Raw genomic sequence first — 24,042 nt, 5'->3', positions numbered from 1 at the left:
TAGCAATGATATGAGGATAAGGCAAGCGGGGCGGCCTGGCCCCGCCTGCGGGCTTACTGGCGCGCGGCGCGGACGTTGTCCGTCGGCGCGGCGTCGCCATTGCTGCGCCAGGGATTGATGTCCAGGCCGCCGCGGCGGGTGTAGCGCGCGTAGACGGTCAGTCGCGTCGGCGCGCAGGCGCGCAGCACGTCGACGAAGATGCGCTCCACGCATTGCTCGTGGAATTCATTGTGCTGGCGGAAGCCTATCAAATACCGCAGCAGCGCCTCGCGGTCTATCCTGGGGCCGGTGTAGCGTATCTGCACGCTGCCCCAGTCCGGCTGGCCGGTGACCAGGCAGTTGGACTTCAACAGATTGCTGCACAGCGTCTCGCTGACGATGTCGGCGGCGTCGGCCTGCAGAATCTCGGGGCAGGGCGCGTAGTGGTCGACTTCGATGTCCTGCTCGTCGATGTACTCGCCGGCGAGCTCGCGCACCTGCTCGGCGGCGAAGTCTTGCGGCAGCAGGAGGGAGACGGAAACATCCGCGCCGGCCGCGGCGGACAAGTCGCGCGCCAGCTGGGCCGTCAGCGCGTCCACGCCGTCCATGCGCGTCTGGTTGTAGCTGTTCAGATACAGCTTGAACGACTTGGATTCGATCAGCCGCGGGCTGTCCGCCGGGATGCGGAAGGTGGCGATGCCGACCTGCGGCTTGCCCTTGGCGTTGAGCCAGGACAGCTCGAAGCCGGTCCAGATGTCCACGCCGGCAAACGGCAGCGCCGCCTCATCCACGCCTATCTCATCGCGCTTGGTCTTGCGCGCGATGGGGAACAGCAGGCTGGCATCGTACTGGTCCTGGTAGCTGACGGTTTTGCCCAGCGGCGAGTGTTCAGGGGTGAGGTTTTGCATCGTATATGCCTTCTAAAATCGGTTTTCGCCACGAAACCCACGAACGGCCACGAGCTGGACATGGAGCTGACGTTTTGTCCGGAGCGTGGCCGTTTCCTATACGCGGGATGCGCTTGGCGGCAAAAGCATGTTACATCTCGCGCCGCATGAATTGGCGCGGGCGGAAGCCCAGGGCGAACAACGAGGCGAAATACACCGCCGCGCCGATGGCCACCAGCGTCAGCAGCCACAGCGCGCGCTGCCAGGCGTGGCCGTGCCAGTCTATCGGCAGCCAGTATTGCGCGGCCAGCAGGGCGCCGGCCATGGCCAGGATGGCGGTGGCGAGCTTGGCGAGGAAGCTTCGCCAGCCGGCCTCCGGGCGATAGATGCCGCGCTTTTGCAGCGTGCGCATCAACAGGCCGGCGTTGATGCAGGAGGCGAGGCCGATGGACAGCGCCAGGCCGGCGTGCTTCAGCGGAAACACGAAGGCCAAGTTCATGATCTGGGTGGCGATCAGCGTTTTCACCGCGATGCGCACCGGCGTCTTGATGTCCTGGCGCGCGTAGAAGCCCGGCGCCAGCACTTTCACCAGAATCAGGCCCAGCAGGCCGAAGGAATAGGCGATGACCGCCTGCTGCGACATCCAGGCGTCGTGCGGCGTGAAGCGGCCGTACATGAACATGGTGTAGAGCAGCGGGCCGGACAAAAGGCCCAGGCCGACGGTGGCCGGCACCGCCAGCAAGAGCGACAGCCGTATGCCCCAGTCCAGCAGCACGCTGAAGTCGGCGTCGGACTTGCTGGCCGCGTGCTTGGACAGAGAGGGCAGCAGGATGGTGCCCAGCGCCACGCCCAGCACCCCGGACGGGAACTCCATCAGCCGGTCCGCGTAATACATCCAGGACACGCTGCCGGTGGGCAGGAAGGAGGCGAAGGTGGAGTTGATCAGCAGCGAAATCTGCGCCACCGACACGCCGAAGATGGCCGGGCCCATCTGCTTGATCACGCGCCACACCGCCGGATCGTGGAAGTCAAAGATAGGCCGCGTCAGCATGCCGATCTGCTTCAGGAAGGGCAGCTGCCACACCAGCTGTATCATGCCGCCGACGAACACCGCCCAGGCCAGCGCCATGATGGGCGGATGGAAGTGGTGGGTCAGGAACAGGGCGAAGCCGATGAAGCTCAGGTTCAGGAAGGTGGGCGTGAAGGCGGGGATAGAGAACCGGCCCCAGCTGTTCAGGATGCTGCCGGTCATCGACGACAGCGAGATGAAGAAGATATAGGGGAAGGACACGCGCAGAATGTCGGCGAACAGCGCGGCCTTGGCCGGCTCGCGGTAGAAGCCGGGGGCCGATATCCACATGATGGCCGGCGCGGCCAGCATGCCGATGGCGGTCACCAGAAACAGCACGGAGCCGAGCACGCCCGTCACCTTGGCGACGAATTCGCGCGTTTCCTCATGCGTCTTGTTCTGCTTGTATTCGCCCAGAATCGGCACGAAGGCCTGGGAGAACGCGCCCTCGGCGAACAGGCGGCGCAGCATGTTCGGGATTTTGAAGGCGGCGTTGAAGGCGTCGGCGGACATGCCGGCGCCGAAAATGCGGGCGATCAGGGTGTCGCGGACGAGGCCGAGCACGCGGGACACCATGGTCATGCTGCTGACTGCAGCCAGGGCCTTTAACAGGTTCATTTTGTTGGGTCGTGCCACAAGAGGCGGATTGAGCAAGCCCGCTAGTTTACGCTGGCGGGATTCCTGTTGCAAAACCTGTGTTTAGGGCTTAGAATCGCGGGTTTCAGATTCCGCTATCAGGAGAGATTCATGGCTAACAGCGCACAAGCTCGCAAGCGTGCACGCACAGCCCTTAAGCAGCGCGCGCACAACGCCAGCCTGCGTACTGCGTTCCGTACCGCAGTGAAGAAAGTGCTCAAGGCTATCGAAGCCGGTGACAAGGCCGCCGCTCGCGTGGTGTTCCAAGCTTCCGAAAAAGTCATCGACCGCATCGCTGACAAGGGCGTGTTCCACAAGAACAAGGCTGCTCGTCACAAGAGCCGTCTGTCCGCTCAGATCAAGGCCATGGCCTAATCGATCGACAGCCCAGGCTGCAAGAATACGCAAAGGCTCCGCAAACGCGGGGCCTTTTGTGTTTTGGGCGGCGCCGGGCTGAGATATCATGGCCTTAGCCTCACTCCTTGAACGGGACCTATCCAAGATGACCGCCTTGCCTTCCATTCTGCACGAACCCGTCCAGGCCCTGCTGGACGAGGGGGATGAGCTGTTCGATCAAGGGAAGTTCGACGCCGCGCTGGCGCGTTACCAGGAAGCGTTTGAAATGCTGCCGCTGGAAGTGGAGCGTTGGGAAGCGTCCACCTGGTTGCTGACCGCCATCGGCGATACGCATTTCCAGATGGGCGCGTGGCGCCTGGGCGTGGAGACGCTGGCCTTGGCCATGCGCTGCCCGGAGGGGGCGGAAAACCCGTTCATTCTGTTGCGCCTGGGCCAGTGCGAACTGGAGCTGGGACGCGAAGAGGCGGCGCGCGAACTACTGAAGCTGGCCTTTTCCTTGGGCGGCGACGAGGTGTTCGAGGACGAGGACGACAAGTACCGCGCCATGCTGGACAACTAAGCGGCGGCGCGAGCATGAAAAAAGACGGCATGCCCAGGCATGCCGTCTTGGTTTATTGGCTTACAGCAAGGCAGCGGCCTGCCGCGCCATTTCGCCTTCCTCGTCGGTGGGCAGCACAAAAGCCGGCAAACGGCTGCCGGCCGTGGTGAGCCGCCGCGCGTGGGCCAGATTGGCCGAGTGATCCAATTCGAAGCCCAGCCAGGCCAGCTGCTGCAGCACGCGGCCGCGCACTTCGGCCGAGTGCTCGCCTATGCCGGCGGTGAAGATCAGCCCGTCCAGGCCGCGCAGCGCGCCGGCCAGGCTGGCCACTTCGCGCGCCACGCGGTAGCAGAACAGTTCCACCGCCTCGCGCGCGGCCGGCAGCTCGCTGGCTACCAGCTCGCGCATGTCGGCGGAGACGCCGCCGGACACGCCCAACAGGCCGGAGCTCTTGTACAGCTCGCGCCGCACGTCCTTGACGCCCATGCCCTCGTGCTCCTGCCAGTACAGCACCACTTCCGGGTCGAGATAGCCGGGGCGGGTGCCCATCATCAGGCCGTCCACGGCGGAGAAGCCGGTGCTGGCGGCCACGCTCTTGCCGGACTCGATGGCGCAGGCGCTGGCGCCGCTGCCCAGGTGGCAGACCACCACCTTGCCATGGGCCAGGCCCACCTCAGGCAGCCGCCGCGCGATGGCGGCGTAGGACAGGCCGTGGAAGCCGTAGCGGCGGATGCCTTCGTCGTGCCAGTGGCGAGCAATGCCGAAGCGGGTGGCCACTTCGGGCTGGCTGGCGTGGAAGGCGGTGTCGAAGCAGGCGATTTGCGGCAGCCGCGGGTCAATCGCGCTGAAGGCGTCGATCACCTCCAGGCTGACGGGCTGGTGCAACGGGGCCAGCGCGATATAGTCGTCCAGGGCGGCGCGCACCTCCGCGTCCAGCCGCACCGGTTGGCGGAAGCGATTGCCGCCGTGCACCACGCGGTGGGCCAGCGCCCGCGCCTCCAGGCCCTGGTCGGCCAGGCCGTTCAGCACCGCGGCCAGGGCCGTGCCGTGTTCGGCGTCCGGCAGGCCGCGTTCGGCCAGCTTCTGGCCCTTGGCGTCGGCCAGGCTCAGAACGGCCTCCTTGCCGCCGAAGCGATCCACCATGCCCCGCGCCAGCAGGGTCTGGCCATCCGGCGCGAAGGCGCGGAACTTCAGCGTGGAGGAGCCGGCGTTGATGGCCAGCAGGCAGCGCTTCATGAGCGCCCTCCGCGGCGCTTGTGCGCCAGCAGATTGGCGATGGCGCTGGAGGCCAGGCGGCCGCTGGCGTCGTCGGCGCGGCTAGTCAGCACCATGGGCACGCGCGCGCCCATCACGATGCCGGCGGAGGCGGCCTGGGCCAGGTAGGTCAGCTGCTTGCCCAGCATATTGCCGGCCTCCAGGTCCGGCACCAGCAGGATGTCCGGATCGCCGGCCACCGGCGAGACGATGCCCTTGCTGTCGGCGGCTTCCTTGGAAATGGCGTTGTCGAAGGCCAGCGGGCCATCCAGGATGGCGCCGGTGATCTGGCCGCGCTCGGCCATCTTGCACAGCGCGGCGGCATCCAGCGTCGAGCGCATGTCGGGGTTGATGGTTTCCACCGCCGCCAGGATGGCGACCTTGGGCTGGGCGATGCCCAGGGCGTGGGTCAGGTCGATGGCGTTCTGGCAGATGTCGCGCTTGGTCATCAGGTCCGGCTCGATGTTGACCGCGGCGTCGGTGATGAACAGGTAGCGCGGATAGCTTTCCACCTTCATGATCCAGACGTGGCTGATGCGGCGGTCGGTGCGGATGCCGGTGTCGCGCGCCAGCGCGGCGCTCATGAATTCGTCGGTGTGCAGGCTGCCCTTCATCAGGATGTCGGCGTAGCCGTCGCGGGTCAGTTGCACCGCGCGCTCGGCGGCGGCGTGGCTGTGCTCCACGTCTATGCACTCGAAGCGGCCCAAGTCCACTTCCAGCTCGTCGGCCAGCTTCTGCAGCCGCGGCAGCGGCGCGACCAGGATGGGGGTGGCGATGCCGTTTTCGGCCGCCTCCACCGCGCCCAGCAGGGATTCGCGGCTGCACGGATGGGCCACCGCCATCGGCAGCGTGCCGAGCGCGCGCGCCTGCTGCAGGATGTCGTCGAATGCGTGGGTATCGTGAATCATGGCGCTCTCCTCAAGCCTTGATGTGCTGTCCGCCATCGACATAGATGGTCTGGCCGGTCAGGCCGCTGGCGGCGTTGGAAATCAGGAAGGCGCAGGTCATGCCCACTTCTTCTATCTCCACCAGCCGGTTCTGCGGCGCGCGGGCGATGGCGTCTTCTATCAGTTGGTCGAAGTGGGCGATGCCGGAGGCGGCGCGCGTTTTCAGCGGGCCGGGGGAGACCGCGTGCACGCGGATGCGCTTGGAGCCCAGTTCATTGGCCAGATAGCGGGACACGCTCTCCAGCGCGGCCTTGACCGGACCCATGATGTTGTAGTTCTCCACGACTTTGTCCGCGCCGTAGTAGCTCATGGTGATCAGGCTGCCGCCGTGCTTCATCAGCGGCTCGGCCAGGCGGGCCATCTCGATGAAGGAGTAGCAGGAGACATGCATGGCTTGCTGGAAGCCCGCCAGCGAGCAGTCCACCACGCGGCCGTGCAGGTCGTCGGCCGGGCAGTAGGCGATGGAGTGGATGATGAAGTCCAGGCTGCCCCAGCGCTTTTCTATTTCCGCGAACACGTTTTCCAGCTGCCCCGGCTGCTCTACGTCCAAGGGCAGGATCAGCGGCGCCTGCAGCTGCTCGGCCAGCGGCCGCACGTATTTTTCGGCCTTCTCGTTCAGGTAGGTGACGGCGCATTCGGCGCCCAGCTGGCGCAGCACGCTGGCGCAGCCGTAGGCGATGCTGTTCTCGTTGGCGATGCCGACAATCAAGCCTTTTTTTCCGGCAAGGATGTTGCGTATGCTTTCCATCTGACCTTCTTGGTAAACCATTTGGACCTCCGGGATGGCGTTGCAGGGCGCTGTTGCAGCAGGATGATGTGAAAGTGTTTTTTGTATTGCCGTTTCAGTTGGATATAATCATGGGTTTGCGGCGCGCTTGAAGTTTTGATCGGCGGGCCGCATCTGTGCTTGTGGCACCGCTGTCTGGAGTTTAGTTCCAGATGTGGTGCGGTGCAGCAATCATGCGTATTATGCCATTGTGGTCATTGGGCGGGAAATTAAAGCTATGCCTATCTATGAATATCGTTGCGGCGCCTGCGGCGTCGCCAAGGAACATCTGCAGAAACTCAGCGACGCGCCGGTGGCGGCCTGTCCGGACTGCGGCAGCGCGGACTACCACAAACAGCTGTCCGCCGCCGGCTTCCAGCTGAAGGGTTCCGGCTGGTACGCCACCGACTTCAAGGGCGGCTCGTCCGGCGCCTCCAGCGGCGGTTCCGCCTCGTCCGGCGGCCATAGCTGCGGCACCGGCTGCGGTTGCGACTGATGTCGGTCTCCCCCAAGATCAAGATGACCCTGAAGGGGTATTTGATCGCCGGCCTGCTGATCTGGCTGCCGCTGGCGATCACCCTGTGGGTGCTGAACCTGATCATAGGCTCGCTGGACCAGACGCTGAACCTGCTGCCGCTGGAGTGGCGGCCGGAGAAACTGTTTGGTTTCCAGGCGCCGGGCATGGGCGTGGTATTCGCCGTGCTGGTGGTGATGGGCACGGGTATGCTGGCCGCCAATGTGCTGGGCCGCCGCCTGTTGGACTTCTGGCACGGCCTGTTGTCGCGCACGCCGGTGGTCAACTCCATCTACAACAGCGTCAAGCAGGTCAGCGACACCTTGCTGTCCGACTCCGGCAACGCCTTCAAGAACGCGCTCTTGGTGCGTTGGCCGCATCAGAACGCCTGGACCGTGGCCTTCCAGACCGGCACGCCGGCCCAGGACATCCAGCGCTACGCCGAGGACGGCGAGGAGCTGGTCAGCGTCTATGTGCCGACCACGCCCAACCCGACTTCGGGCTACTTCATCGTGGTGCCGCGCAGCGACACCCGCGAGCTGAACATGAGCGTCGACGAGGCGCTCAAGTACGTCATCTCCATGGGCGTGGTGGTGCCCAATCCGCCGCCGCAGGCGCAGCGTCCGCGGCTGAACGACGAACATAATCGGCAGGGCTAGACCGTCACCCTGTCTAGCCCCGAATACGCCGTCTCCCCAAGCGGGAGCTTTCCAGATTCAATAAAAAGGTTTACCCCATGCGTACCGATTACTGCGGACTTATCGACAAGAAATACCTCGGTCAAACCGTGACCGTCAAAGGCTGGGCCCATCGCCGCCGCGACCATGGCGGCGTGATCTTCATCGACCTGCGCGACCGCGAAGGCCTGGTGCAGGTGGTGATCGACCCGGATACCCCGGAAGCGTTCAAGCTGGCTGACAGCAGCCGCGGCGAGTACGTGCTGTCCATCACCGGCATCGTGCGCGAGCGTCCGGCCGGCACCGCCAACAGCAAGATGATCTCCGGCGAGATCGAAATCCTGGCCAAGGAAATCGAAATCCTGAACGCCGCGGCCACGCCGCCGTTCCAGATCGACGACGAGAACCTGTCGGAAAACGTCCGCCTGACCAACCGCGTGATCGACCTGCGCCGCCCGGCGATGCAGAAGAACCTGCGCCTGCGCTACAAAGTGGCGATGGGCGTGCGCAACCATCTGGACAAGCAGGGCTTCATCGACATCGAAACCCCGATGCTGACCCGCTCCACCCCGGAAGGCGCCCGCGACTACCTGGTGCCGTCCCGTGTGCATCCGGGCGAGTTCTTCGCGCTGCCGCAATCGCCGCAGCTGTTCAAGCAGCTGCTGATGGTGGCCGGCTTCGACCGCTACTACCAGATCACCAAGTGCTTCCGCGACGAAGACCTGCGCGCCGACCGCCAGCCGGAATTCACCCAGATCGATATCGAGACCTCGTTCCTGAACGAGGACCAGATCATGGACATCACCGAGACCATGACCAAGGAGATCTTCAGCGACGTGCTGGGCGTGACGCTGCCGACCTTCCCGCGCATGACCTACGCTGACGCCATGTTCTACTACGGCTCCGACAAGCCGGATATGCGCGTCAGCCTGAAATTCACCGAGCTGACCGACGTGATGAAGTCGGAAGAGTTCAAGGTGTTCCGCGGCGCCGCCGACATGGCGGGCGGCCGCGTGGTGGCCCTGCGCGTGCCGAACGGCGCCGGCATCAGCCGCAAGGAAATCGACGACTACACCCAGTTCGTCTCCATCTACGGCGCCAAGGGCCTGGCCTACATCAAGGTCAACGACGTGAGCAAGCTGAACGAAGAGGGCCTGCAGTCGCCTATCGTGAAGTTCCTGTCCGCCGACGGCATCAAGGCCATTATTGAGCGCACCGGCGCGCAAAACGGCGACATCATCTTCTTCGGCGCCGACAAGGCCAAGGTGGTGAACGAGGCGATCGGCGCGCTGCGCATCAAGATCGGCCACGAGCGCGGCGAGAAGGACGGCTACTTTGTGCGCGAATGGCGTCCGCTGTGGGTGGTGGACTTCCCGATGTTCGAGCATGACGAGGAAGCCGACCGTTGGACTGCCTGCCACCATCCGTTCACCAGCCCGAAACCGGGCCACGAGGACCTGATGGCCACCGATCCGGGCGCCTGCCTGGCCCGCGCCTACGACATGGTGCTGAACGGCTGGGAAATCGGCGGCGGCTCCATCCGTATCCACCGCGCCGACATTCAAGAGAAGGTGTTCGGCGCGCTGAAGATCAGCCCGGAAGAGCAGCAGAACAAGTTCGGCTTCCTGCTGGACAACCTGAAGTTCGGCGCGCCGCCGCATGGCGGCCTGGCTTTCGGCCTGGATCGTCTGGTGACGCTGATGTGCGGCGCGGAGTCCATCCGCGACGTGATCGCCTTCCCCAAGACCCAGCGCGCCCAGTGCCTGCTGACCAACGCCCCGAATGCGGTGGACGACAAGCAGCTGCGGGAGCTGAACCTGCGCCTGCGCCAAAAGGCCGAGCCGACCGCCTGATCACGGTAGGGCGGAAGCCCCTGCGGGGCGTTCCGCCATTGGCCTGCGACGAGATGACGGAACGCCGGCTGAGCCGGCTTCCGCCCTACGCCAGGCTGGCGGTAAATGCCTTATCTAGAACGGACAGCCAGCTGTCCGTTTTTTTTGCACTTTCAATTATCTATGTACATGTGTAAAATAAAAATGTACGCATGTACTTTAATTGATGTGGAGAGAGAAATGGCGCAAGCAAGCGAAACGAAAGACATCCTGGTGGAACGGACCCAGACCGGGGTCAAGATTGAAAAACGCATTCTGAAGGTGCTGAAGGGCATGGCGGAGTACCATGACATCTCGCTGGGCGACCTGCTGGAAGGCATCGTGCTGCACGCCTTCGATGGAAAAACGCCGTTCGGTGAGGAATCGCTGGCCAAGATCCGCCAGCTCAAGGAGGTGTATGGCCTGAACCTGGACGCCAGCCACAGCCATCATCTGCGCGAGAAGAACTGAAAAACGGGGCGAGCTTGAAACTTCGGTCCCAAGGCCTCATCTGACAAGGGTTGGCTGGGCTGCCATTGCAAAACTTTATCGTCATGATATCGATTTACAATTTGCCGGGCCTCGGCGCGGTGCTTTATAAAGCTTCGCAATCCGCCGCGCATTCCGGATGCCCGATTCCGGGAAGCGCTGTCATACCAAGACCTTTAAGGAGATCCACATGGCCGTACTCGTTGGCAAGCAAGCCCCGTTCTTCGCAGGTGAAAAGACTTTCTCCGCCGTGCTGGGCAATGGCGAGATCGTTGACAACTACTCCTTCAAGCAAGCAACCGCCGGCAAGTACGCCGTGGTGTTCTTCTACCCGCTGGACTTCACTTTCGTCTGCCCGTCCGAGCTGATCGCCTTCGATCACCGCTTGGAAGAGTTCAAACAGCGCAATGTGGAAGTGATCGGCGTGTCCATCGACAGCCAGTTCACCCACGCCGCATGGCGCAACACCCCGGTGGAAAAGGGCGGCATCGGCCAAGTGGGCTACACCCTGGTGGCCGACATCCAGCACGATCTGTGCAAGTCTTACGATGTGGAAGCCGACGGCGGCGTGGCCTTCCGCGGCTCCTTCCTGATCGACCGCTCCGGCGTGGTGCAGCACCAAGTGGTGAACAACCTGCCGCTGGGCCGCAACGTCGATGAAATGCTGCGCATGGTCGACGCTCTGCAGTTCACCGAAGAGCACGGCGAAGTGTGCCCGGCTGGCTGGAACAAGGGCAAAAAGGGCATGAAGCCGTCCGCCGAGGGCGTGGCTTCCTACCTGGCCGAAAACGCCAAGGATCTGTAATCCGCGTTCATTGCCGGATCTGTCCAGAACCCCGCCCGCGCAAGCCGGCGGGGTTTGTTTTTATCAGGCAGGCTGCAAGATGCGGCGCAAGGGCGCGTGCTGCAGGGCGGCGCTGCAACAGGCCGCCAGCGCGCACAGCCACCATAGGGCGGCTCCGCCCAGCTGGCCGTACAAGGCGGTGCCTAGCGCCGGCGCCACTAGCGAGCGCCCGCTCCAGGCCGCGTTGTAGAGTCCCAGATAGCTGCCGCGCAGGCGGCCTTCCGAGCGATGCATCACCAGCTGCGAGTAAGTTGGCGACAGCAGCAGTTCGCCCAGCGTCAGCGTGATGGTCATCAGGATGGCCCAGACCGGGCCCTGCCCCGCGTTCAGCCACAGGAAAGCGCCGCCGGTCAGCAGCGCGCCCAGCTGGATGCAGCGCGCCACGCCCCAGCGCAGGATGCGGCGGCTGATTGGAATCTGCAGTCCCACCACCATCAGGCCGTTGATGGAAAACAGATAGCCTATCCATTGCGGGCCCAGCTGGTAATGCTCGCGCAGGAACAGCCCCAGCGTCACATACATCTGGTCGAACACCAGGGTGACCAGGATCAGCGAGGCGATGACGCGCAGGAACAGGCCGTCGCGCCAGGGGCCGGGGAGGCTGGCGTCTTCCTCCGCATGAAGCGCCGCGCGCGGTCTAGCCAGCTCGCCCAGCCTGACATAGGACCAGGCCATCCAGCCCGCGCCCAGCAGCGCGCCGGCGGCGTTGGCGACATAAATCCACTGATAGCCCAAGGCGGCGAGGAAGCCGGCGGTCACGCCGGCGATGGCGACGCCCAGGTTGAACGCCACGCGCAGCATGCCTTGCGCCAGCGGACGCTGCCGCGGCGCGCAAGGCTCCAGCGCCAGGCGCTGGTTGATCGGTTTGAAACCGCCATCCGCCATGCCGGAAATCACCAGCAACGGCACGAACAGCCATACCGGCAAGCGCAGCGCCAAGAGCAGCATGCATAGGCCGGATAGCGCCATAGCCGCGACGGCCAGCTTGCGGCTGTCGAAACGGTCGGTCAGGCTGCCGCCCTGGAACGATCCCGCCAACATGCCCACGCCGTAGAAGGCCATCAGCAAGCCGATCTGGCTATAGGGCAAATGGTAGCTCTCGCGCAGGTAGAGCGGCAGGAACAGCTTGGACATGCCGCCCGCGTTATTGATGAAACTGCAGACGACTTGGGTGTAAACGCTGGGCGGCAGGCCGCGATAGGGCAGCAGGAGCTTGCGCAAAGGAGTGGACATGGCGATGTGGCCGCGAGTGTGACAGGCGGGGCGGAATGGTTATGCCGATTGGCTATTTTTCTATTTAGAACAATAACAAGTCAAGCCATCGGCCAAATTATTTCACTGGCAGTTTTGCCTTGACCGTGCGCATCATGGTGGCTTGATAGGCCGCGAGCGGGTGCAGGCCATCGGGTTGGAAGGCGGACAGATCGCCGGCGAAGCCCTCCACCAGCAGAGGCACATAAGCCAGGCGGTTGCTTTTGGCCAGCCCGTCATACACGGCGCGGAACTCGGCGCCGTAACGCGGGCCATAGTTGGGTGGCAGCGCCATGCCCACCAGCAGCACTTTGATCCTGCGCGCGCGCGCCAGGTCTATCATGCGCTGCAGGTTGCGCCGCATGTCCGCCATCGGCAGGCCGCGCAGGCCGTCGTTGGCGCCCAGTTCCAGCACCAGCACGTCGGGTTTGTGGCGGGACAGCGCGTCAGGCAGCCGGGACAGGCCGCCGGCGCTGGTTTCCCCGGATACGCTGGCGTTGACCACCTTGTGGCGCGGCGCCAGCTCGCGTCCAAGCAGGGAGACCCAGCCCTGATCCGGCGCCAGGCCGTAGCCGGCCGACAGGCTGTCGCCAAACACCAGCACGGTGGCGGCGAAGGCGGGCAACTGCCACAGCAGCAACAAGGGGAGCAGCATTTTGCAGACGATTGAACGCATGAACGATCCAGTGAAAAAGACGGCGGTGCTGGCCGCCAATGGTTTGGCCAAGCAGGTCCACTTCCGCGGCGATGTGCTGCACATCCTGCGCAGCGCCACGCTGACCTTGTATCCGGGCGAGAGCGTGGCCATCGTCGGCACATCGGGCTCCGGCAAATCCACGCTGCTGTCGCTGCTGGCTGGGCTGGACCATCCCAGCGACGGCGAGGTGGCCTTGTTCGGCAAGCCGCTGTCGCGGCTCAGCGAGGACGCGCGCGCGCTGCTCAGGCGCGACAAGGTGGGCTTCGTGTTCCAGAACTTCCAGCTGATGCCGCAACTGACGGCGCTGGAAAACGTCATGCTGCCACTGGAGCTGGCCGGACGCAACGACGCGCGCGAGGCGGCGCGGCAGATGCTGGAGCGCGTGGGCCTGTCGGCCCGGCTGGGCCACTACCCGCGCCATCTGTCCGGCGGCGAGCAGCAGCGCGTGGCGCTGGCGCGGGCTTTCGTCATCCATCCGGGCTTGCTGTTCGCGGACGAGCCCACCGGCAATCTCGACCCTCAGACCGGGCGTCAGATCATAGACCTGCTGTTCCAGCTCAATGCCGAGCAGGGCACGGCGCTGGTGCTGGTGACGCACGATAACGAGCTGGCCAGCCGCTGCGACGCCATCTACCGGCTGGTGGACGGCAAGCTGAACGGAGCGCGCGCGGCATGACTTTGTTCGGACGCCTCGCCTTTGTCACCCGTTTCATTCGCCGCGAGCTGGCGGCCGGCGAACTGACCATACTCGGCCTGGCATTGCTGGTGGCAGTGGCGGCGATGAGCAGCGTGGCCTTCTTTTCCGACCGCGTCGAGAAGGCGTTGACCACCCAGGCCACCCAGTTGTTGGCGGGCGATCTGGTGCTCTCCTCGCTGGAACCGGCGCCGCAGGCCATACGCGACGAGGCGGCGCGGCGCGGCCTGAGCATGGCCGACAACATCACCTTCCCGTCCATGGTGTTTGCCGGCGGCCAGGCCGCGCTGGCCCAGTTCAAGGCCGTCAGCAATGCGTATCCTCTGCGTGGCGAAACTTCTGTGCGGCTGGCGGACGGCAGCGAGCAAAGCGGCCGGCTGCAGCCGGCTCCGGGCAGCGCCTGGGCCGACGCCAGGCTGATGAGCCGGCTCAAGCTGAGGCTGGGCGACGAAATCAACCTGGGCAATGCGCGGCTGAAGCTGGCCGGCGTCATCCTGCGCGAGCCGGACGGCAGCCTCGATGTGTATAACTTCATCCCGCGGCTGATGTTCAACCGCGCGGACCTGGCGGCCACCGGCCTGGTGCAGGAGGGCAGCCGCATCCGCTGGCGGCTGCTGTTCGCTGGCGAGGACAGACGAATTGCCGATTTCCGCAACTGGCTACGCCAGCATCGTCCCAAGGGCGCGCGGCTGGAGGATGTGGAGCAGATGCGGCCGGAAATCCGCACCGGGCTGGAGCGCGCGCGGCGCTTCCTGGGACTGACCGCCATGCTGACCGTGGCGCTGGCCGCCGCGGCCGTCGCGCTGGTGGTGCGGCGCTACCTGCAGCGCCACTGGCAGCAAGTGGCGGTGCTGCGCTGCCTGGGCCTGGGATCGGGCGAGGTGTGGAGCCTGTTTGTCAGCCTGTTCCTGTTGCTGGGCTTGCTGGCCGGCCTATTGGGCACCTTGGCCGGCTTTGGGGTGCAGCTGGGGCTGATGCGGCTGTTCAGCGGCTATGTCGGTGAAATCCTGCCCGATCCGGGCTGGCAGCCGTGGCTGATCGGTCCGGCGGCCGCCTTGTTGCTGCTGGCCGGCCTGGCCCTGCCCCCCTTGATGGCGGTGCGCCACGTCTCACCGGCCGCGGTGCTGCGCCAGGAGCTGCCGCCGACGCGGCAGGGCGTCATCGCGCCGCTGCTGGCGCTGGCCACCTTGCTGGGCTTGGCTTCGTGGCAGGTGGGCGAATGGACGCTGGCGGGCTGGCTGCTGCTGGGCATGCTCGGTTTTCTGGTCTTGGCCGGCGCGCTGGCGATGGGCCTGGTGCAGTTGATGCGCAAGCTGCCGCGCGGCGGCAAGGTGGGCTGGCGTTTCGGCATCGCCAATCTGGCGCGGCGGCGCTGGCTGGCGGTGTTGCAGATCGCCTCGTTGTCGGTGGGGCTGATGGCGCTGCTGACGCTGACCGTGGTGCGCGACGACTTGATCGGCGCCTGGCAGCGCAGCGTGCCGGCCGACGCGCCGAACAAGTTCGTCATCAATATCCAGGCCGATCAGCGCGATGCCTTCCGAGAGGCCTTCGCGGCGCAAGGGCGGTCCGTGCCGGATCTGGAGCCGATGACGCGGGCGCGCCTGATCGCCATCAATGAGCAGCCGGTTCGCCCCGCGGCCTACGACAACGAGCGCGCCAGGCGGCTGGCCGGGCGAGAATTCAATCTGTCCTGGCGCGCCGAGCTGCCGCCGGGCAACCGGGTGGTGGCCGGGCAGTGGTGGCCGGACGGCAAGCGGGTGAGGCCGCAGTTTTCCGTCGAGCGCGGCTTGGCCCAGACCCTGGGCATCCGGCTGGGCGACACCTTGGCCTTCGATCTGGCCGGCACCACTTACCGGGCCAAGGTGACCAGCCTGCGCGAGGTGCCGTGGGACAGTTTCCGCGTCAATTTCTTCGTCATCGGCACGCCGGGCCAATTCAGCCGCCAGCCCGCCAGCTGGATCACCAGCTTCCGGCTGGAGCCGGCCGACGAGTCCTTTGCCGATAGTCTGGTGCGGCAATTTCCCAATCTGACGGTGATAGACGTCGGCAGCATCCTGGCCGAAGTGCGCGCGATGGTGGACAAGCTCACTCGCGGCATCGAAGCCATGTTCCTGCTGGCGCTGGCGGCCGGCGTGCTGGTGCTGTGGGCCTCGCTGACCGCCACCCGCGACGAGAGGCTGGCCGATGTCGGACTGATGCGGGCATTGGGGGCCTCGCGCAAGCAGGTGCGCGCCGTGGTGCTGGCCGAGCTGGTATGGCTGGGCGCGGTATCCGGCTTGCTGGCGGCCTTGGGCGCGGCGGGCATAGGCGTGTTGGCGGCGGTGAAGCTGTTTTCGCTGCCGGTGCTGATCAATTGGTGGCTGCTGCCGCTGGGCATGGCGGCTGGCGTGTTGGTGGTGACGCTGGCGGGCTGGCCCCTGGTGGGCAAGGTGACGCGCACGCCGCCGCTGCTGGTGTTGCGAGCCATCGGATAAACGGATATTGCGTGAGCGGGAGGTGGGAGATGGATGAGATCGTGCTGGCCGCCATGGCCAAGTGGCCCAATGTGCCGGCGGTGTTTGGCTGGCTCAGGCTGGATGCGCGCGGGCAGTGGTGGATCAAGGAAGCCAGGCTGCAGCATGAAGGCATGGCGGAGTTTTTCAACCGCAACTTCAGCCGCGACGGACAGGGCCGCTGCTATGTGCAGAACGGCCCGCAGAAAGTCTATGTGACGCTGGACGCCGCCCCGCTGGTGGCGCGGCGCACGCCCAAGGGATGGAGCACCCTGCCTTACGACGACGACGTGTCGGCGCGCGCCGCCTGGATGACGCCGGACGGGGTGTTGCTGCTGGAGATCGGCGGCGAGCTGGCCGTGGTGGATGACCGCGACCTGCCCGCCTTGCTGGAGGAGGGGTTGGCGGGATGGGACGGCGACATGGCCTCATTGCCCGCCATGCTCAAGCTGGCCGAGTCCGCGTTGCCGCTTGCCTGTGACAGTTTGCCGGCGCTGCTTGCGCGCTACGGCATCGTCGCGCGGCCGAAATCATGAATTCAGATCAAACTTGCATTGAGTTTATGCCTAAAACTATGCTTTTCGGTTAAAGTGCTGAGCTTGTACTTCAATCACAATCCATAGCCATGAATAACCACGTTTGCATCGGCATCTTGCTGGCGCTTGGCCTAGGGGGCTGCGCCAGCGCGCGGCTCGATGTTCCCCGGGCGGTTAATTATGCTGCCTCCGATCAGCAAAAAGCCCGCGCCGCGCACCATTGGGATGTGTTGGCGCAGGACGTCGCATCCCGGATTCACGCCAAGCTGCAATCCAGCGGCCAGGATGGGCAGCAGGTGTACCTCGCGCCGCCGGCTTCGGCGGTGTTTGATCGCAGCTTTCATCAATTGCTGCTGACCCGGCTGCTGGAACAGGGCGTACGCCTGTCCACGGTACCGACCGCTGTGCAGTTGACCGTGGATACCCAGGTGATCCAGCATCGCAGCGATGTGAGCAATGGCATCCAGTTCCCCGTCACCACGCTGGCGGCAGGGGTGGCCGTGATCCGCGACCTCGCCTTGCATGGCACGCCGACCGGCGCGGCGCTGGCCGGCGTAGGGGCGGCGGTGGGCCTGGACGCGGGCAGACTGGCGCTCAATGGCGGAGCGGCCGGCGGCCCCACTCGGACCGAAGTCTTGGTGTCGACCTCGCTGGAGCGAGACCACGGCTATCTGGCGCGCACCAGCGACCTGTATTACATCGAACAGGCTGACAGCACCCTGTACGGCGCGGAAGAACCCTCCACCCGGATGAAAACCTGGAAGGTGGTGGGGCCATGAAGCGCATGATTTCCGCCGCCTGCCTGGCCGCCGCCTGCTTGCTGTCCGGCTGCGCCAGCAGCGGCTATGAGCCCGCCAGCAAGGTCAACGTGATCGAAACCAATTACCAGGCCGCCGATGCCTTGTTGAAGGGCGTGGCGCTGGCGCCGGGCAAGCCCATTCTGGTCGCCACGCTGGTCAATCTGGACGTGTTGACGGAGTCCTCCCGGCTGGGGCGCCTGTTTTCGGAACAGTTGATTTCCCGTTTGGCCAATCGCGGACTGACCGTCAAAGAGCTGAAGCTGCGCGATAACCTGTTCGTCAAGCAGGGCGAGGGCGAGCTGCTGCTCTCGCGCGAGATTGGCGAAATCAGCCGCGTTCACAACGCCCAGGCGGTGGTGGTGGGAACCTACGCCACTTCCGGCAGCACCTTGTATGTCAATCTCAAGCTGGTGCAGACCGAGGGCAACGTGATTCTGTCGGCTTACGACTACTCCCTGCCCATGGATGAAAATCTGCGCGGTTTGCTGCGCGGAGCCAGGGCGGCACAGGCTAACTGGTAAACAGCCAGACGGAAAAAAAGGCGCGTGAAGCGCCTTTTTTGCATGGGGAGCGGCTTAGCTGGCTTCCGCCCTCACGCTCACCAGCCGCTTGCGTCCCGCCTGCAGGCCCACGGCCAGCGCGGCGGCCGCGATCAGGCAAAACAACAGCGCCAAGGGCCAGGCTGCGTGGCTGTGGCCGCGGATCACGCCGACGGCGAAGGGCCCCAGCGAGGCCAGCATATAGCCTACGCCCTGGGCCATGCCGGACAGGTGGGCGGCGACGTGCGAGTCCGGCGAACGAAGCGCCAGCAGGCTCAGCGCCGTGCTGAACAGCCCGCCCTGGCCGAAGCCCAGCAGAGCCGCCCACAGGAGCAGGCTGTCGGTCGGCGCGTACAGCATGCCCAGCAGGCCGGAGATCACCAGCAGCAGCGTGCAAAGGATGGGCGGGCGTTGATCGCGGCAGCGATGCGCCAGCATGGGCACCAGCAGCGACGCCGGCACTTGCACCATGGTCGACAGCGACAGCATCCAGCCACCCTGCATGGCCGTGAGGCCGCGGTCCATCAGGATGGACGGCAGCCAGCCGAACACGATGTAGGCCAGCGACGATTGCAGCCCCATGAACAGCGTCACCTGCCAGGCCAGCGGGTCGCGCAGCAGGCCGCGCACTTGCCACTGCCCCTGCGCCGCGACATGGCGGGTATGCAATTGCGGCCACCACACGATCAGGGCCAACAGGGCGGGGGCAGCCCAGATCGCCAGGGCGGGCCGCCAGTCATGGCCGAAGGACTCCGCCGCCGGCACGGTCAGGCCGGCCGCCAGCGCCGCGCCCAGGCACAAGGCCATGGTATAGACGCCGGTCATCAGGCCGGCGCGGGCCGCGAAGTCGCGCTTGACGATGCCAGGCAGCAGCACGCCAGTCACGCCGATGGCGGCGCCGGCCAGCGCCGAGCCGGCATAGAGGCCGAACAGGCCGAGCTGGGTGCGCAGCACGGTGCCGATGGCGAGCGCGACCAGCACGGCGGCGATGGTTTTCTCGCTGCCCAGGCGGCGCGCCAACCGCGGCGCCAAGGGGCCGAACAGCCCTAAGCAGGCGACGGGCAGGGTGGTCAGCAGGCCGGCTTGGGCCGGCGTCAGGCCGACGTCGGCGCTGACCATGCCCAGCAGCGGCGCCAGGCTGGACAGCGCGGGGCGCAGGTTAAGGCCCACCATTACCAGGCCCAGCAGCAAGATCAGCAGGCGGTTGCGTCCGGGCGCCAGCGTGGCGGCGGGGCTATCGTCGTCTATCAGCAGTTCGTCGGCCAGGGGCGTGGGCGGGTTCGCAGGGTTGGGCATGGCAGTTCCTTATTGTTGTTGGTCCAGCAAGCGGTCCAGTTCGGCCAGCAGCGGCCGGGTGATGGCGGCGGCGGCCTGGCCGGCCCGCTCTGGCTGGCGGTCATGTATGGCTTGGCAGATGGCGGCGTGCGCGGCCACATCGGGGTCGGGCAGCGCCTCGTCGCGGATGGAGCGTTGCACGCTAAGGCGCACCGCGTCGGAAAAATAGCGGTACAGGCCCGCCAAGGCCTGGTTGCCGCAGGCGTCGGCGATGGCGAGGTGGAAGTCGAGGTCGCGCGCGGCATAGTCCTCCGGCGTGTCGCCCGCGCGCGGGTGCAGCTGCGCCAGCGCGGTAGCGATGCGCGCCCGCTCGGCTTCGGTGGCGCGTTCCGCCGCCAGCCGCGCCGCGCTTTCTTCCAGCAGGCAGCGCACTTCCAGGTGTTCGCGCAAGCTGGCGCGGCTGATCGCGCGCATGGCCTCGCCGGGATTGGCCGCCGCGCGGACATAGGTGCCGTCGCCCTGGCGCACTTCCAACAGGCCGGCATACAGCAGCACGCGCACGGCTTCGCGCACGGTGTTGCGGCTGATGCCAAGCTGCTCGGCCAGCTCCGGTTCGGTGGGGATGCGGCTGCCCACCGGCCAGTGGCCGGAAGCGATCTGCGCCCCCAGATTGTCCAGGGCAATATCCACCAGCGAGCGTTTAGCGGAGGCGGGGATCATGGTCACTCTCCAAAACATCCAATCATCCGATGAATTTTAACGCACCAAGGGGAAACAGGAAAGCGCGGGATCAGGCGGTGGCGGAGAAGCTGCCGTTGGACGGCAGACCCAGGCCTTGGCCGACCAGCAGCGAATCAATCGCGTATGGCGCGCCTATCGAGTACACCAGCGCGTACATCGCCAAGCCGCTGATTTGCTGCGCCGACAGCAGGGAATTGCTGGAGGGATAGCTGAGCAGGTTCTGCAGATTGTAGGGGAAAGTACTGGGCGTGGACGGGCTGTGGATCACCAATTGCCGATTGCGCTGCTGGGCCTGCAAGGCGTTCATTTCATTGACCAGCGAGCCGTCGCCATAGGAGGAGAAGCTGTTGGCCAGCGTGTTCAGGGTTTGCGCGGCGGTGTACAGCAGGTTGGCGGCGCCGCTGGAGTCGCTGTTGTAGGCCGCCTGCAGCGTGCTGACATTCAGGTTCAGCGTGCCGCCCAGGCCGTATTGCGATGGGCTTTGATAGAGCAGGCCCAATTGGCTCAGCGTGGTCAGCAGCGAGCTGCCGTTGCTGTAAGCGGCCTGCGCCTGCGTGTTCAGCAGCTGCGGCAGCTGGGCGGCGATGGGGTCGTTGCGGGAGCTCACCTGATTGCCGAGCAGGCTGTTGATGCTGCCCTGAGCGGTGTTGAAGGCGTTGGCCAGGGATTGGGCATTGCTGTTGAGCGAGCCGAAGTCGACATTGACGGTGATGTTGCTGCTGCCGGTGGCCAGCAGGTTGGCCGACACGCCGCTGCCCAGCTGTATGCCCAAGTTGCTGGCGCTGGAGCCGGAGGCGCCGTTGATGGTGTAGCTGGCGTTTTGCGCGGCCTGCGTCTGCGTCAAGTTCTGGCCGCTGTTCACGGCCTGGGTCTGGTCGAAGGCCAGCCGGGACAGGCCGTTCTGGTCGGTGTTGTTGCCGTCGTTGTCGCTGACGGTGATCTGAAAATTGTTGCTGGCCCCGGTGCTGGCCTGGCTGATCTGCAACTGATAGTTGCCGGAGGCGTTTTGCACCACATTGGCCACCACGCCGGCGCCGGCGCCGTTGATCGAACTGGCGATGCTGGACAAGGTGCCATTGCTGATGTTGATGGTCACCGGCGAGCCGCTGGCGGTGAAGCTGGTGGCCGAGGTGGGGCTGCTGTAGGCGTAGCTGCCGGTGGTGATGGTCAGGCTGCCGCTGCCCACCACGGTCGTGCCGCTGTCGGACAGCGAGAAGGCCGATGTGGCGCTCTGCGCTTGCGCCAGCTGCGAGATGTTCAGCAGGTAGCTGGCGCTTTGCGCGCCGGCGGACGAGGAGACGCTGGCGACGGACGGATTGCTGCTGCTGGAACTGGTGTTGTTGAAGCGGCTGTAGGGGGCATAAATCTGCTGCAGGCTGCTTTGGAAGGTGTTGAGGATGGACATCAACTGGCCCAGCGTGGACAGTTCCACCTGTATTGGGTCCGGCGCGCTGCTGGAGGCGCTGCCGCTCGCGCCGCTGCTGGAGCCCAGCAGCAGGCCGCTCGACAATAAACCGCTCAAGTTCGGCAGCAAGCTGTCGAAAGACGAGAGAGGAGAGTTGTATCCGGATAGGGAATTCATCGCAATGTTTGCCGGCCGTACCTTGTTCCAGTGTAGACCATGGAGGGCAAGTCATTGGCCGTATTGCGTATTTTCCTAAAGCCGGCGCGGCAAACAAAAACGGCATGGCGAGCGCCATGCCGTTTGTCGTTTTGGAGCAGGAGGCTTACTTGCCCATCGCGTCTTTCACGCACTTCTTGGTGAAGCTCTGCTTGGCGGCGCCGGCCAGTTTCTTTTGGCCGGCCTTGGCGTCGCAGCTGGCCTGGGCGGCCGCGGCGTCTTTCTCGCACTTCTTCAGGAAGCTTTGCTTGGCGGCGCCGGCCAGCTTTTTATCGGCGGCCTTGGCGTCACAGGCGGCGTCGGCCAGGGCCAGATTGGCGCTGAACAGGGCGAGAACGGCGAGTAGCAGGGTCTTGCGCATAATTGTCATCTCCGGTTTGTAAAAGGCCGCATGGCGCGGCGGAAGTTATTGTTCAGCATGTTTTTGCCTGGCGTCCAGCCAGTAGACCAGAGACAGGGCGGCCAACGCGAACAGCAGCAGCAGCAGGGCCAGCTGATGGGCCGAGGCGTAGTCCGCCTGCTCCACCTGATTGTACAGCGAGATTGATATCACTCTGGTTACGCCGTCGATATTGCCGCCTATCATCAGCACCACGCCGAATTCGCCCACGGTATGGGCAAAACCCAGGCAGGCCGCGCTGAGCACGCCGCTGCGGCAGGACGGCAGGATGATGTGGCGCATGCGTTGCCAGGGGCCGGCGCCCAGCAGCTTGGCGCTTTCCAGCTCTTCCTGGCGCACGGCGCGGAAACTCGCCAGCAACGGTTGCAGCACGAAAGGCAAGGAATAGAGCACCGAGGCCACAACCAGTCCCTGGAAGGTGAATGCCAAGCCCGGCAGCCCCAGCTGCGTGGTCAGCCAGCCTATGGGGCCGTGCGGGCCGAAGGCCAGCAGCAAGTAAAAACCCAGCACGGTGGGGGGCAGCACCAGCGGCAACATGGCCACCGCTTCCGCCAGCGGCCGCAGTCTTGAGCGGCCGCGCGCCAGCCACCAGGCGAAGGGGATGCACAAGCCCAGCAGCAGCATGGTGCTGATGCCGGCGAGGCGCAGGGTCAGCGCGATGGCGCTCCAGTCCTGGCTGCTCACGGCTTGAAGCGGTAGCCGGCTTGAGCCATCAGCGCGCGCGCGGTGTCTCCCTTCAGAAACGCCATCAGCGCGTTGGCGGCAGGCGTGGCCTGGATCTGCAGCGCGTCTTGGCGGATGGGCTGATGCATTTTTTCCGGCACCAGCCAGTAATGGTCATGGATGCCTTGTTCCCGCAGCTGGGAATAGGCGACGAAGGCGAAATCCGCGCCGCCCACCTCGGCGAACTGCATGGTCTGGCTGATATTGTCGCCCGTGAGCAATTTGGGCTTGACCGCGGCTTCCAGCTTCAGGGCGGCCAGCGTTTCCATGGCGGCGCGGCCATAGGGCGCGGTGGCGGGATTGGCCACGGCCAGCTTGTTGAAGCGGCCGCTGCGCAGGACGGCTTCGCCGGCGTCGGCGCGCTGCTTGCTCCACAGCGCCAGTTGGCCGTAGGCATAGGTGAACTGGCTGGATGGCAGGCCGACGCCGGCCTTGAGCAGCTCGGCGGGGCGTTCGTCGTCGGCGGACAGGAAAACCTCGAACGGCGCGCCCTGGCGTATCTGCGCCGCCAGCTTGCCGGAGGAGCCGGCGCTGGCCTTGATGTCGTGGCCGCTGGCGGCTTTGAAGGCCGCGGCGATCTTGTCCAGCGTCTGCTGGAAATTGCTGGCCACCGCGACGTGGACGGTGTCGGCCAAGGCCAAGGGAGCGGCGAACAGGCAAAGCAAGGCAAGGCGCAGTTTAGGCATGCGGGGTGTCTCTCATCGGACAGGCGAACCGGCCGTCATTATGCGGCCAATTCCGCTGGGCTAGCCAGCGTTCAGCGCGCATTCGCCGGTTTGCAGCAACTGTTGCCAATCGCAGCACAGCAGGGAGGACCAGGCATCGGATGGCGACGGCTGGGGCAGCGCGCGCGCGGCCAGCAGATTGACCGCGCCGCCCAACAGGTGGTCATGCGACGCGTCGGTCAACTGCACTACGCTGGCCACTTGCTCCAGATAGGGCGCGATGCCGCGCAGCAGCGGCGAGCGGCTGTCATCGGCATGGCCGGGGCGCAGGAAGGGCGGAGGCGCGTGGACGTCGCCCAGATAGCTGCGCAGCGCCAGGCGCATGCGCATGACGCCAGCTCCTGGCTCTTGCGCCAGCGGCAGGGAGGGAAGCCAGGCGTGCAGCAGCGTCTGCAGCCTCAGGTTGAGGCTGTTGCCCAACGCCGTGGCGGCCAGTTGCCAGCGGCTGTCGGCATCCTGATCCAGCAGCCACACCGGCTCCAGCAGCAAGGCCCGGTATTCCGCCATGCGGTCCGCCGTTTCGCTGCAAATAAACTGTCGATTGTCGCGGCCCTGTTGGAACGGCAGCCTTGGCTCGCCTTCCGGACTGCCGCGCGGCCGGCTGACCCGGCATAACTCGTTCCAGGCGACCAGCGCGCATCCTAGATTGAAGAAAGGTTTCATATTGCGCCGTGCTCGCATGATTTGTGCTTGCCGGTCGAAGGCCGACGCGGCATGGCC

The 24,042-nt window shown here is 65.3% G+C and carries 26 protein-coding genes; 12 read left to right on the top strand and 14 right to left on the bottom strand.

The window, feature by feature from the left end; all coding sequences use genetic code 11:
* Positions 1-53: 53 nt before the first annotated feature.
* Both queF and murJ read right to left on the bottom strand, forming a co-directional pair.
* Positions 54-887 carry an NADPH-dependent 7-cyano-7-deazaguanine reductase QueF gene (gene queF, locus FYK34_RS13205; protein WP_149297153.1) on the bottom strand — a complete coding sequence of 278 codons (834 nt, stop codon included), beginning with the start codon at positions 885-887 and terminating at the stop codon, positions 54-56.
* 130 nt (positions 888-1,017) lie between these two features.
* Positions 1,018-2,553 (bottom strand): murein biosynthesis integral membrane protein MurJ, encoded by a 1,536-nt coding sequence (gene murJ, locus FYK34_RS13200; RefSeq protein ID WP_149297151.1) that lies wholly within the window; start codon positions 2,551-2,553, stop codon positions 1,018-1,020.
* Positions 2,554-2,682: 129 nt separating this feature from the next.
* On the opposite strand from murJ, the gene rpsT reads away from it, so the two are divergent.
* The gene (rpsT, locus tag FYK34_RS13195) at positions 2,683-2,946 is read left to right on the top strand and encodes a 30S ribosomal protein S20 (RefSeq protein WP_011137294.1); all 264 of its coding nucleotides are present in this window, start codon (positions 2,683-2,685) and stop codon (positions 2,944-2,946) included.
* Positions 2,947-3,073: 127 nt separating this feature from the next.
* Complete coding sequence (locus tag FYK34_RS13190) at positions 3,074-3,487, top strand: tetratricopeptide repeat protein (protein ID WP_149297149.1); 414 nt, start codon at positions 3,074-3,076, stop codon at positions 3,485-3,487.
* A gap of 60 nt (positions 3,488-3,547) precedes the next feature.
* On the opposite strand, the gene FYK34_RS13185 is transcribed toward FYK34_RS13190, so the two are convergent.
* The 3 genes from FYK34_RS13185 to fabI are packed head-to-tail and all read right to left on the bottom strand — an operon-like array spanning position 3,548 to position 6,436.
* The gene (locus FYK34_RS13185; protein ID WP_149297147.1) at positions 3,548-4,702 is read right to left on the bottom strand and encodes an acetate/propionate family kinase; all 1,155 of its coding nucleotides are present in this window, start codon (positions 4,700-4,702) and stop codon (positions 3,548-3,550) included.
* Positions 4,699-5,628, bottom strand: coding sequence for a phosphate acetyltransferase (locus FYK34_RS13180; protein ID WP_231137261.1), 930 nt, complete (start codon positions 5,626-5,628; stop codon positions 4,699-4,701). Before FYK34_RS13180 ends, FYK34_RS13185 begins: the two co-directional genes overlap by 4 nt.
* 10 nt (positions 5,629-5,638) lie before the next feature.
* Complete coding sequence (gene fabI / locus FYK34_RS13175; RefSeq protein WP_231137260.1) at positions 5,639-6,436, bottom strand: enoyl-ACP reductase FabI; 798 nt, start codon at positions 6,434-6,436, stop codon at positions 5,639-5,641.
* A 235-nt stretch (positions 6,437-6,671) separates the two neighbouring features.
* Between fabI and FYK34_RS13170 the strand changes: the two genes are divergently transcribed.
* The 5 genes from FYK34_RS13170 to FYK34_RS13150 all read left to right on the top strand — a co-directional run bounded on the left by FYK34_RS13170 (position 6,672) and on the right by FYK34_RS13150 (position 10,789).
* Positions 6,672-6,929, top strand: a complete 258-nt coding sequence (locus FYK34_RS13170) for an FmdB family zinc ribbon protein (RefSeq protein WP_149297144.1) — start codon at positions 6,672-6,674, stop codon at positions 6,927-6,929.
* Positions 6,929-7,606: a DUF502 domain-containing protein gene (locus FYK34_RS13165; protein WP_149297142.1), complete on the top strand. Its 678-nt coding sequence runs from the start codon at positions 6,929-6,931 to the stop codon at positions 7,604-7,606. The genes FYK34_RS13170 and FYK34_RS13165 overlap by 1 nt, the downstream gene beginning before the upstream one ends.
* Positions 7,607-7,683: 77 nt before the next feature.
* Complete coding sequence (gene aspS / locus FYK34_RS13160; protein ID WP_149297140.1) at positions 7,684-9,477, top strand: aspartate--tRNA ligase; 1,794 nt, start codon at positions 7,684-7,686, stop codon at positions 9,475-9,477.
* 219 nt (positions 9,478-9,696) lie between these two features.
* Positions 9,697-9,966, top strand: a complete 270-nt coding sequence (locus FYK34_RS13155; protein ID WP_149297138.1) for a hypothetical protein — start codon at positions 9,697-9,699, stop codon at positions 9,964-9,966.
* 208 nt (positions 9,967-10,174) lie between these two features.
* Positions 10,175-10,789 carry a peroxiredoxin gene (locus tag FYK34_RS13150; protein ID WP_149297136.1) on the top strand — a complete coding sequence of 205 codons (615 nt, stop codon included), beginning with the start codon at positions 10,175-10,177 and terminating at the stop codon, positions 10,787-10,789.
* Positions 10,790-10,852: 63 nt separating this feature from the next.
* On the opposite strand, the gene FYK34_RS13145 is transcribed toward FYK34_RS13150, so the two are convergent.
* Entirely contained in the window at positions 10,853-12,061 is a 1,209-nt protein-coding gene (locus tag FYK34_RS13145; protein ID WP_149297134.1) for an MFS transporter, read from the bottom strand.
* A 97-nt stretch (positions 12,062-12,158) separates the two neighbouring features.
* On the bottom strand, positions 12,159-12,755 hold the full coding sequence (locus tag FYK34_RS13140; RefSeq protein ID WP_149297132.1) for an arylesterase: 597 nt from the start codon (positions 12,753-12,755) through the stop codon (positions 12,159-12,161).
* Between FYK34_RS13140 and FYK34_RS13135 the strand changes: the two genes are divergently transcribed.
* The 5 genes from FYK34_RS13135 (at position 12,754) to FYK34_RS13115 (ending at position 17,819) form a co-directional block, all read left to right on the top strand.
* Positions 12,754-13,452 carry an ABC transporter ATP-binding protein gene (locus tag FYK34_RS13135; RefSeq protein ID WP_149297131.1) on the top strand — a complete coding sequence of 233 codons (699 nt, stop codon included), beginning with the start codon at positions 12,754-12,756 and terminating at the stop codon, positions 13,450-13,452. The genes FYK34_RS13140 and FYK34_RS13135 overlap by 2 nt on opposite strands.
* A complete protein-coding gene (locus FYK34_RS13130) occupies positions 13,449-15,944 on the top strand; it encodes an ABC transporter permease (protein WP_149297129.1) in 2,496 nt (831 codons plus the stop codon). Before FYK34_RS13135 ends, FYK34_RS13130 begins: the two co-directional genes overlap by 4 nt.
* 29 nt (positions 15,945-15,973) lie before the next feature.
* Positions 15,974-16,498 (top strand): DUF2946 family protein, encoded by a 525-nt coding sequence (locus tag FYK34_RS13125; protein WP_149297126.1) that lies wholly within the window; start codon positions 15,974-15,976, stop codon positions 16,496-16,498.
* 89 nt (positions 16,499-16,587) lie between these two features.
* Complete coding sequence (locus tag FYK34_RS13120; RefSeq protein ID WP_149297124.1) at positions 16,588-17,277, top strand: hypothetical protein; 690 nt, start codon at positions 16,588-16,590, stop codon at positions 17,275-17,277.
* Positions 17,274-17,819, top strand: a complete 546-nt coding sequence (locus tag FYK34_RS13115; RefSeq protein WP_149297122.1) for a FlgO family outer membrane protein — start codon at positions 17,274-17,276, stop codon at positions 17,817-17,819. Before FYK34_RS13120 ends, FYK34_RS13115 begins: the two co-directional genes overlap by 4 nt.
* Before the next feature lie 54 nt (positions 17,820-17,873).
* On the opposite strand, the gene FYK34_RS13110 is transcribed toward FYK34_RS13115, so the two are convergent.
* The 7 genes from FYK34_RS13110 to FYK34_RS13080 all read right to left on the bottom strand — a co-directional run bounded on the left by FYK34_RS13110 (position 17,874) and on the right by FYK34_RS13080 (position 23,985).
* Positions 17,874-19,133 (bottom strand): CynX/NimT family MFS transporter, encoded by a 1,260-nt coding sequence (locus FYK34_RS13110; protein ID WP_149297120.1) that lies wholly within the window; start codon positions 19,131-19,133, stop codon positions 17,874-17,876.
* A 9-nt stretch (positions 19,134-19,142) separates the two neighbouring features.
* On the bottom strand, positions 19,143-19,832 hold the full coding sequence (locus FYK34_RS21075) for a FadR/GntR family transcriptional regulator (RefSeq protein ID WP_149297119.1): 690 nt from the start codon (positions 19,830-19,832) through the stop codon (positions 19,143-19,145).
* A 70-nt stretch (positions 19,833-19,902) separates the two neighbouring features.
* Positions 19,903-21,435, bottom strand: coding sequence for a flagellar filament capping protein FliD (fliD, locus tag FYK34_RS13100; RefSeq protein ID WP_149297117.1), 1,533 nt, complete (start codon positions 21,433-21,435; stop codon positions 19,903-19,905).
* Positions 21,436-21,580: 145 nt separating this feature from the next.
* Positions 21,581-21,835 carry a hypothetical protein gene (locus tag FYK34_RS13095; protein ID WP_149297115.1) on the bottom strand — a complete coding sequence of 85 codons (255 nt, stop codon included), beginning with the start codon at positions 21,833-21,835 and terminating at the stop codon, positions 21,581-21,583.
* 45 nt (positions 21,836-21,880) lie between these two features.
* Complete coding sequence (gene modB / locus FYK34_RS13090) at positions 21,881-22,558, bottom strand: molybdate ABC transporter permease subunit (RefSeq protein WP_149297113.1); 678 nt, start codon at positions 22,556-22,558, stop codon at positions 21,881-21,883.
* A complete protein-coding gene (gene modA / locus FYK34_RS13085; RefSeq protein WP_149297111.1) occupies positions 22,555-23,283 on the bottom strand; it encodes a molybdate ABC transporter substrate-binding protein in 729 nt (242 codons plus the stop codon). The genes modB and modA overlap by 4 nt, the downstream gene beginning before the upstream one ends.
* Before the next feature lie 60 nt (positions 23,284-23,343).
* On the bottom strand, positions 23,344-23,985 hold the full coding sequence (locus FYK34_RS13080; RefSeq protein WP_149297110.1) for a DUF3313 domain-containing protein: 642 nt from the start codon (positions 23,983-23,985) through the stop codon (positions 23,344-23,346).
* Positions 23,986-24,042: the final 57 nt, after the last annotated feature.

This window comes from Chromobacterium paludis (assembly GCF_008275125.1).
Taxonomy (GTDB): domain Bacteria; phylum Pseudomonadota; class Gammaproteobacteria; order Burkholderiales; family Chromobacteriaceae; genus Chromobacterium; species Chromobacterium paludis.
This window is presented reverse-complemented; position numbering and strand designations above follow the sequence as displayed.

Coding starts and splice junctions, on each gene's coding strand:
- FYK34_RS13190 (WP_149297149.1), top strand. CDS start 3,074: ATGACCGCCTTGCCTTCCATTCTGCACGAACCCGTCCAGGCCCTGCTG.
- modA (WP_149297111.1), bottom strand. CDS start 23,283: ATGCCTAAACTGCGCCTTGCCTTGCTTTGCCTGTTCGCCGCTCCCTTG.
- FYK34_RS13080 (WP_149297110.1), bottom strand. CDS start 23,985: ATGAAACCTTTCTTCAATCTAGGATGCGCGCTGGTCGCCTGGAACGAG.
- FYK34_RS13110 (WP_149297120.1), bottom strand. CDS start 19,133: ATGCCCAACCCTGCGAACCCGCCCACGCCCCTGGCCGACGAACTGCTG.
- FYK34_RS13150 (WP_149297136.1), top strand. CDS start 10,175: ATGGCCGTACTCGTTGGCAAGCAAGCCCCGTTCTTCGCAGGTGAAAAG.
- FYK34_RS13180 (WP_231137261.1), bottom strand. CDS start 5,628: ATGATTCACGATACCCACGCATTCGACGACATCCTGCAGCAGGCGCGC.
- rpsT (WP_011137294.1), top strand. CDS start 2,683: ATGGCTAACAGCGCACAAGCTCGCAAGCGTGCACGCACAGCCCTTAAG.
- FYK34_RS13165 (WP_149297142.1), top strand. CDS start 6,929: ATGTCGGTCTCCCCCAAGATCAAGATGACCCTGAAGGGGTATTTGATC.
- FYK34_RS13155 (WP_149297138.1), top strand. CDS start 9,697: ATGGCGCAAGCAAGCGAAACGAAAGACATCCTGGTGGAACGGACCCAG.
- FYK34_RS13135 (WP_149297131.1), top strand. CDS start 12,754: ATGAACGATCCAGTGAAAAAGACGGCGGTGCTGGCCGCCAATGGTTTG.
- FYK34_RS13145 (WP_149297134.1), bottom strand. CDS start 12,061: ATGTCCACTCCTTTGCGCAAGCTCCTGCTGCCCTATCGCGGCCTGCCG.
- FYK34_RS13185 (WP_149297147.1), bottom strand. CDS start 4,702: ATGAAGCGCTGCCTGCTGGCCATCAACGCCGGCTCCTCCACGCTGAAG.
- fabI (WP_231137260.1), bottom strand. CDS start 6,436: ATGGTTTACCAAGAAGGTCAGATGGAAAGCATACGCAACATCCTTGCC.
- FYK34_RS13120 (WP_149297124.1), top strand. CDS start 16,588: ATGAATAACCACGTTTGCATCGGCATCTTGCTGGCGCTTGGCCTAGGG.
- murJ (WP_149297151.1), bottom strand. CDS start 2,553: ATGAACCTGTTAAAGGCCCTGGCTGCAGTCAGCAGCATGACCATGGTG.
- FYK34_RS13140 (WP_149297132.1), bottom strand. CDS start 12,755: ATGCGTTCAATCGTCTGCAAAATGCTGCTCCCCTTGTTGCTGCTGTGG.
- queF (WP_149297153.1), bottom strand. CDS start 887: ATGCAAAACCTCACCCCTGAACACTCGCCGCTGGGCAAAACCGTCAGC.
- FYK34_RS13115 (WP_149297122.1), top strand. CDS start 17,274: ATGAAGCGCATGATTTCCGCCGCCTGCCTGGCCGCCGCCTGCTTGCTG.
- FYK34_RS13095 (WP_149297115.1), bottom strand. CDS start 21,835: ATGCGCAAGACCCTGCTACTCGCCGTTCTCGCCCTGTTCAGCGCCAAT.
- FYK34_RS21075 (WP_149297119.1), bottom strand. CDS start 19,832: ATGATCCCCGCCTCCGCTAAACGCTCGCTGGTGGATATTGCCCTGGAC.
- FYK34_RS13130 (WP_149297129.1), top strand. CDS start 13,449: ATGACTTTGTTCGGACGCCTCGCCTTTGTCACCCGTTTCATTCGCCGC.
- FYK34_RS13170 (WP_149297144.1), top strand. CDS start 6,672: ATGCCTATCTATGAATATCGTTGCGGCGCCTGCGGCGTCGCCAAGGAA.
- aspS (WP_149297140.1), top strand. CDS start 7,684: ATGCGTACCGATTACTGCGGACTTATCGACAAGAAATACCTCGGTCAA.
- fliD (WP_149297117.1), bottom strand. CDS start 21,435: ATGAATTCCCTATCCGGATACAACTCTCCTCTCTCGTCTTTCGACAGC.
- FYK34_RS13125 (WP_149297126.1), top strand. CDS start 15,974: ATGGATGAGATCGTGCTGGCCGCCATGGCCAAGTGGCCCAATGTGCCG.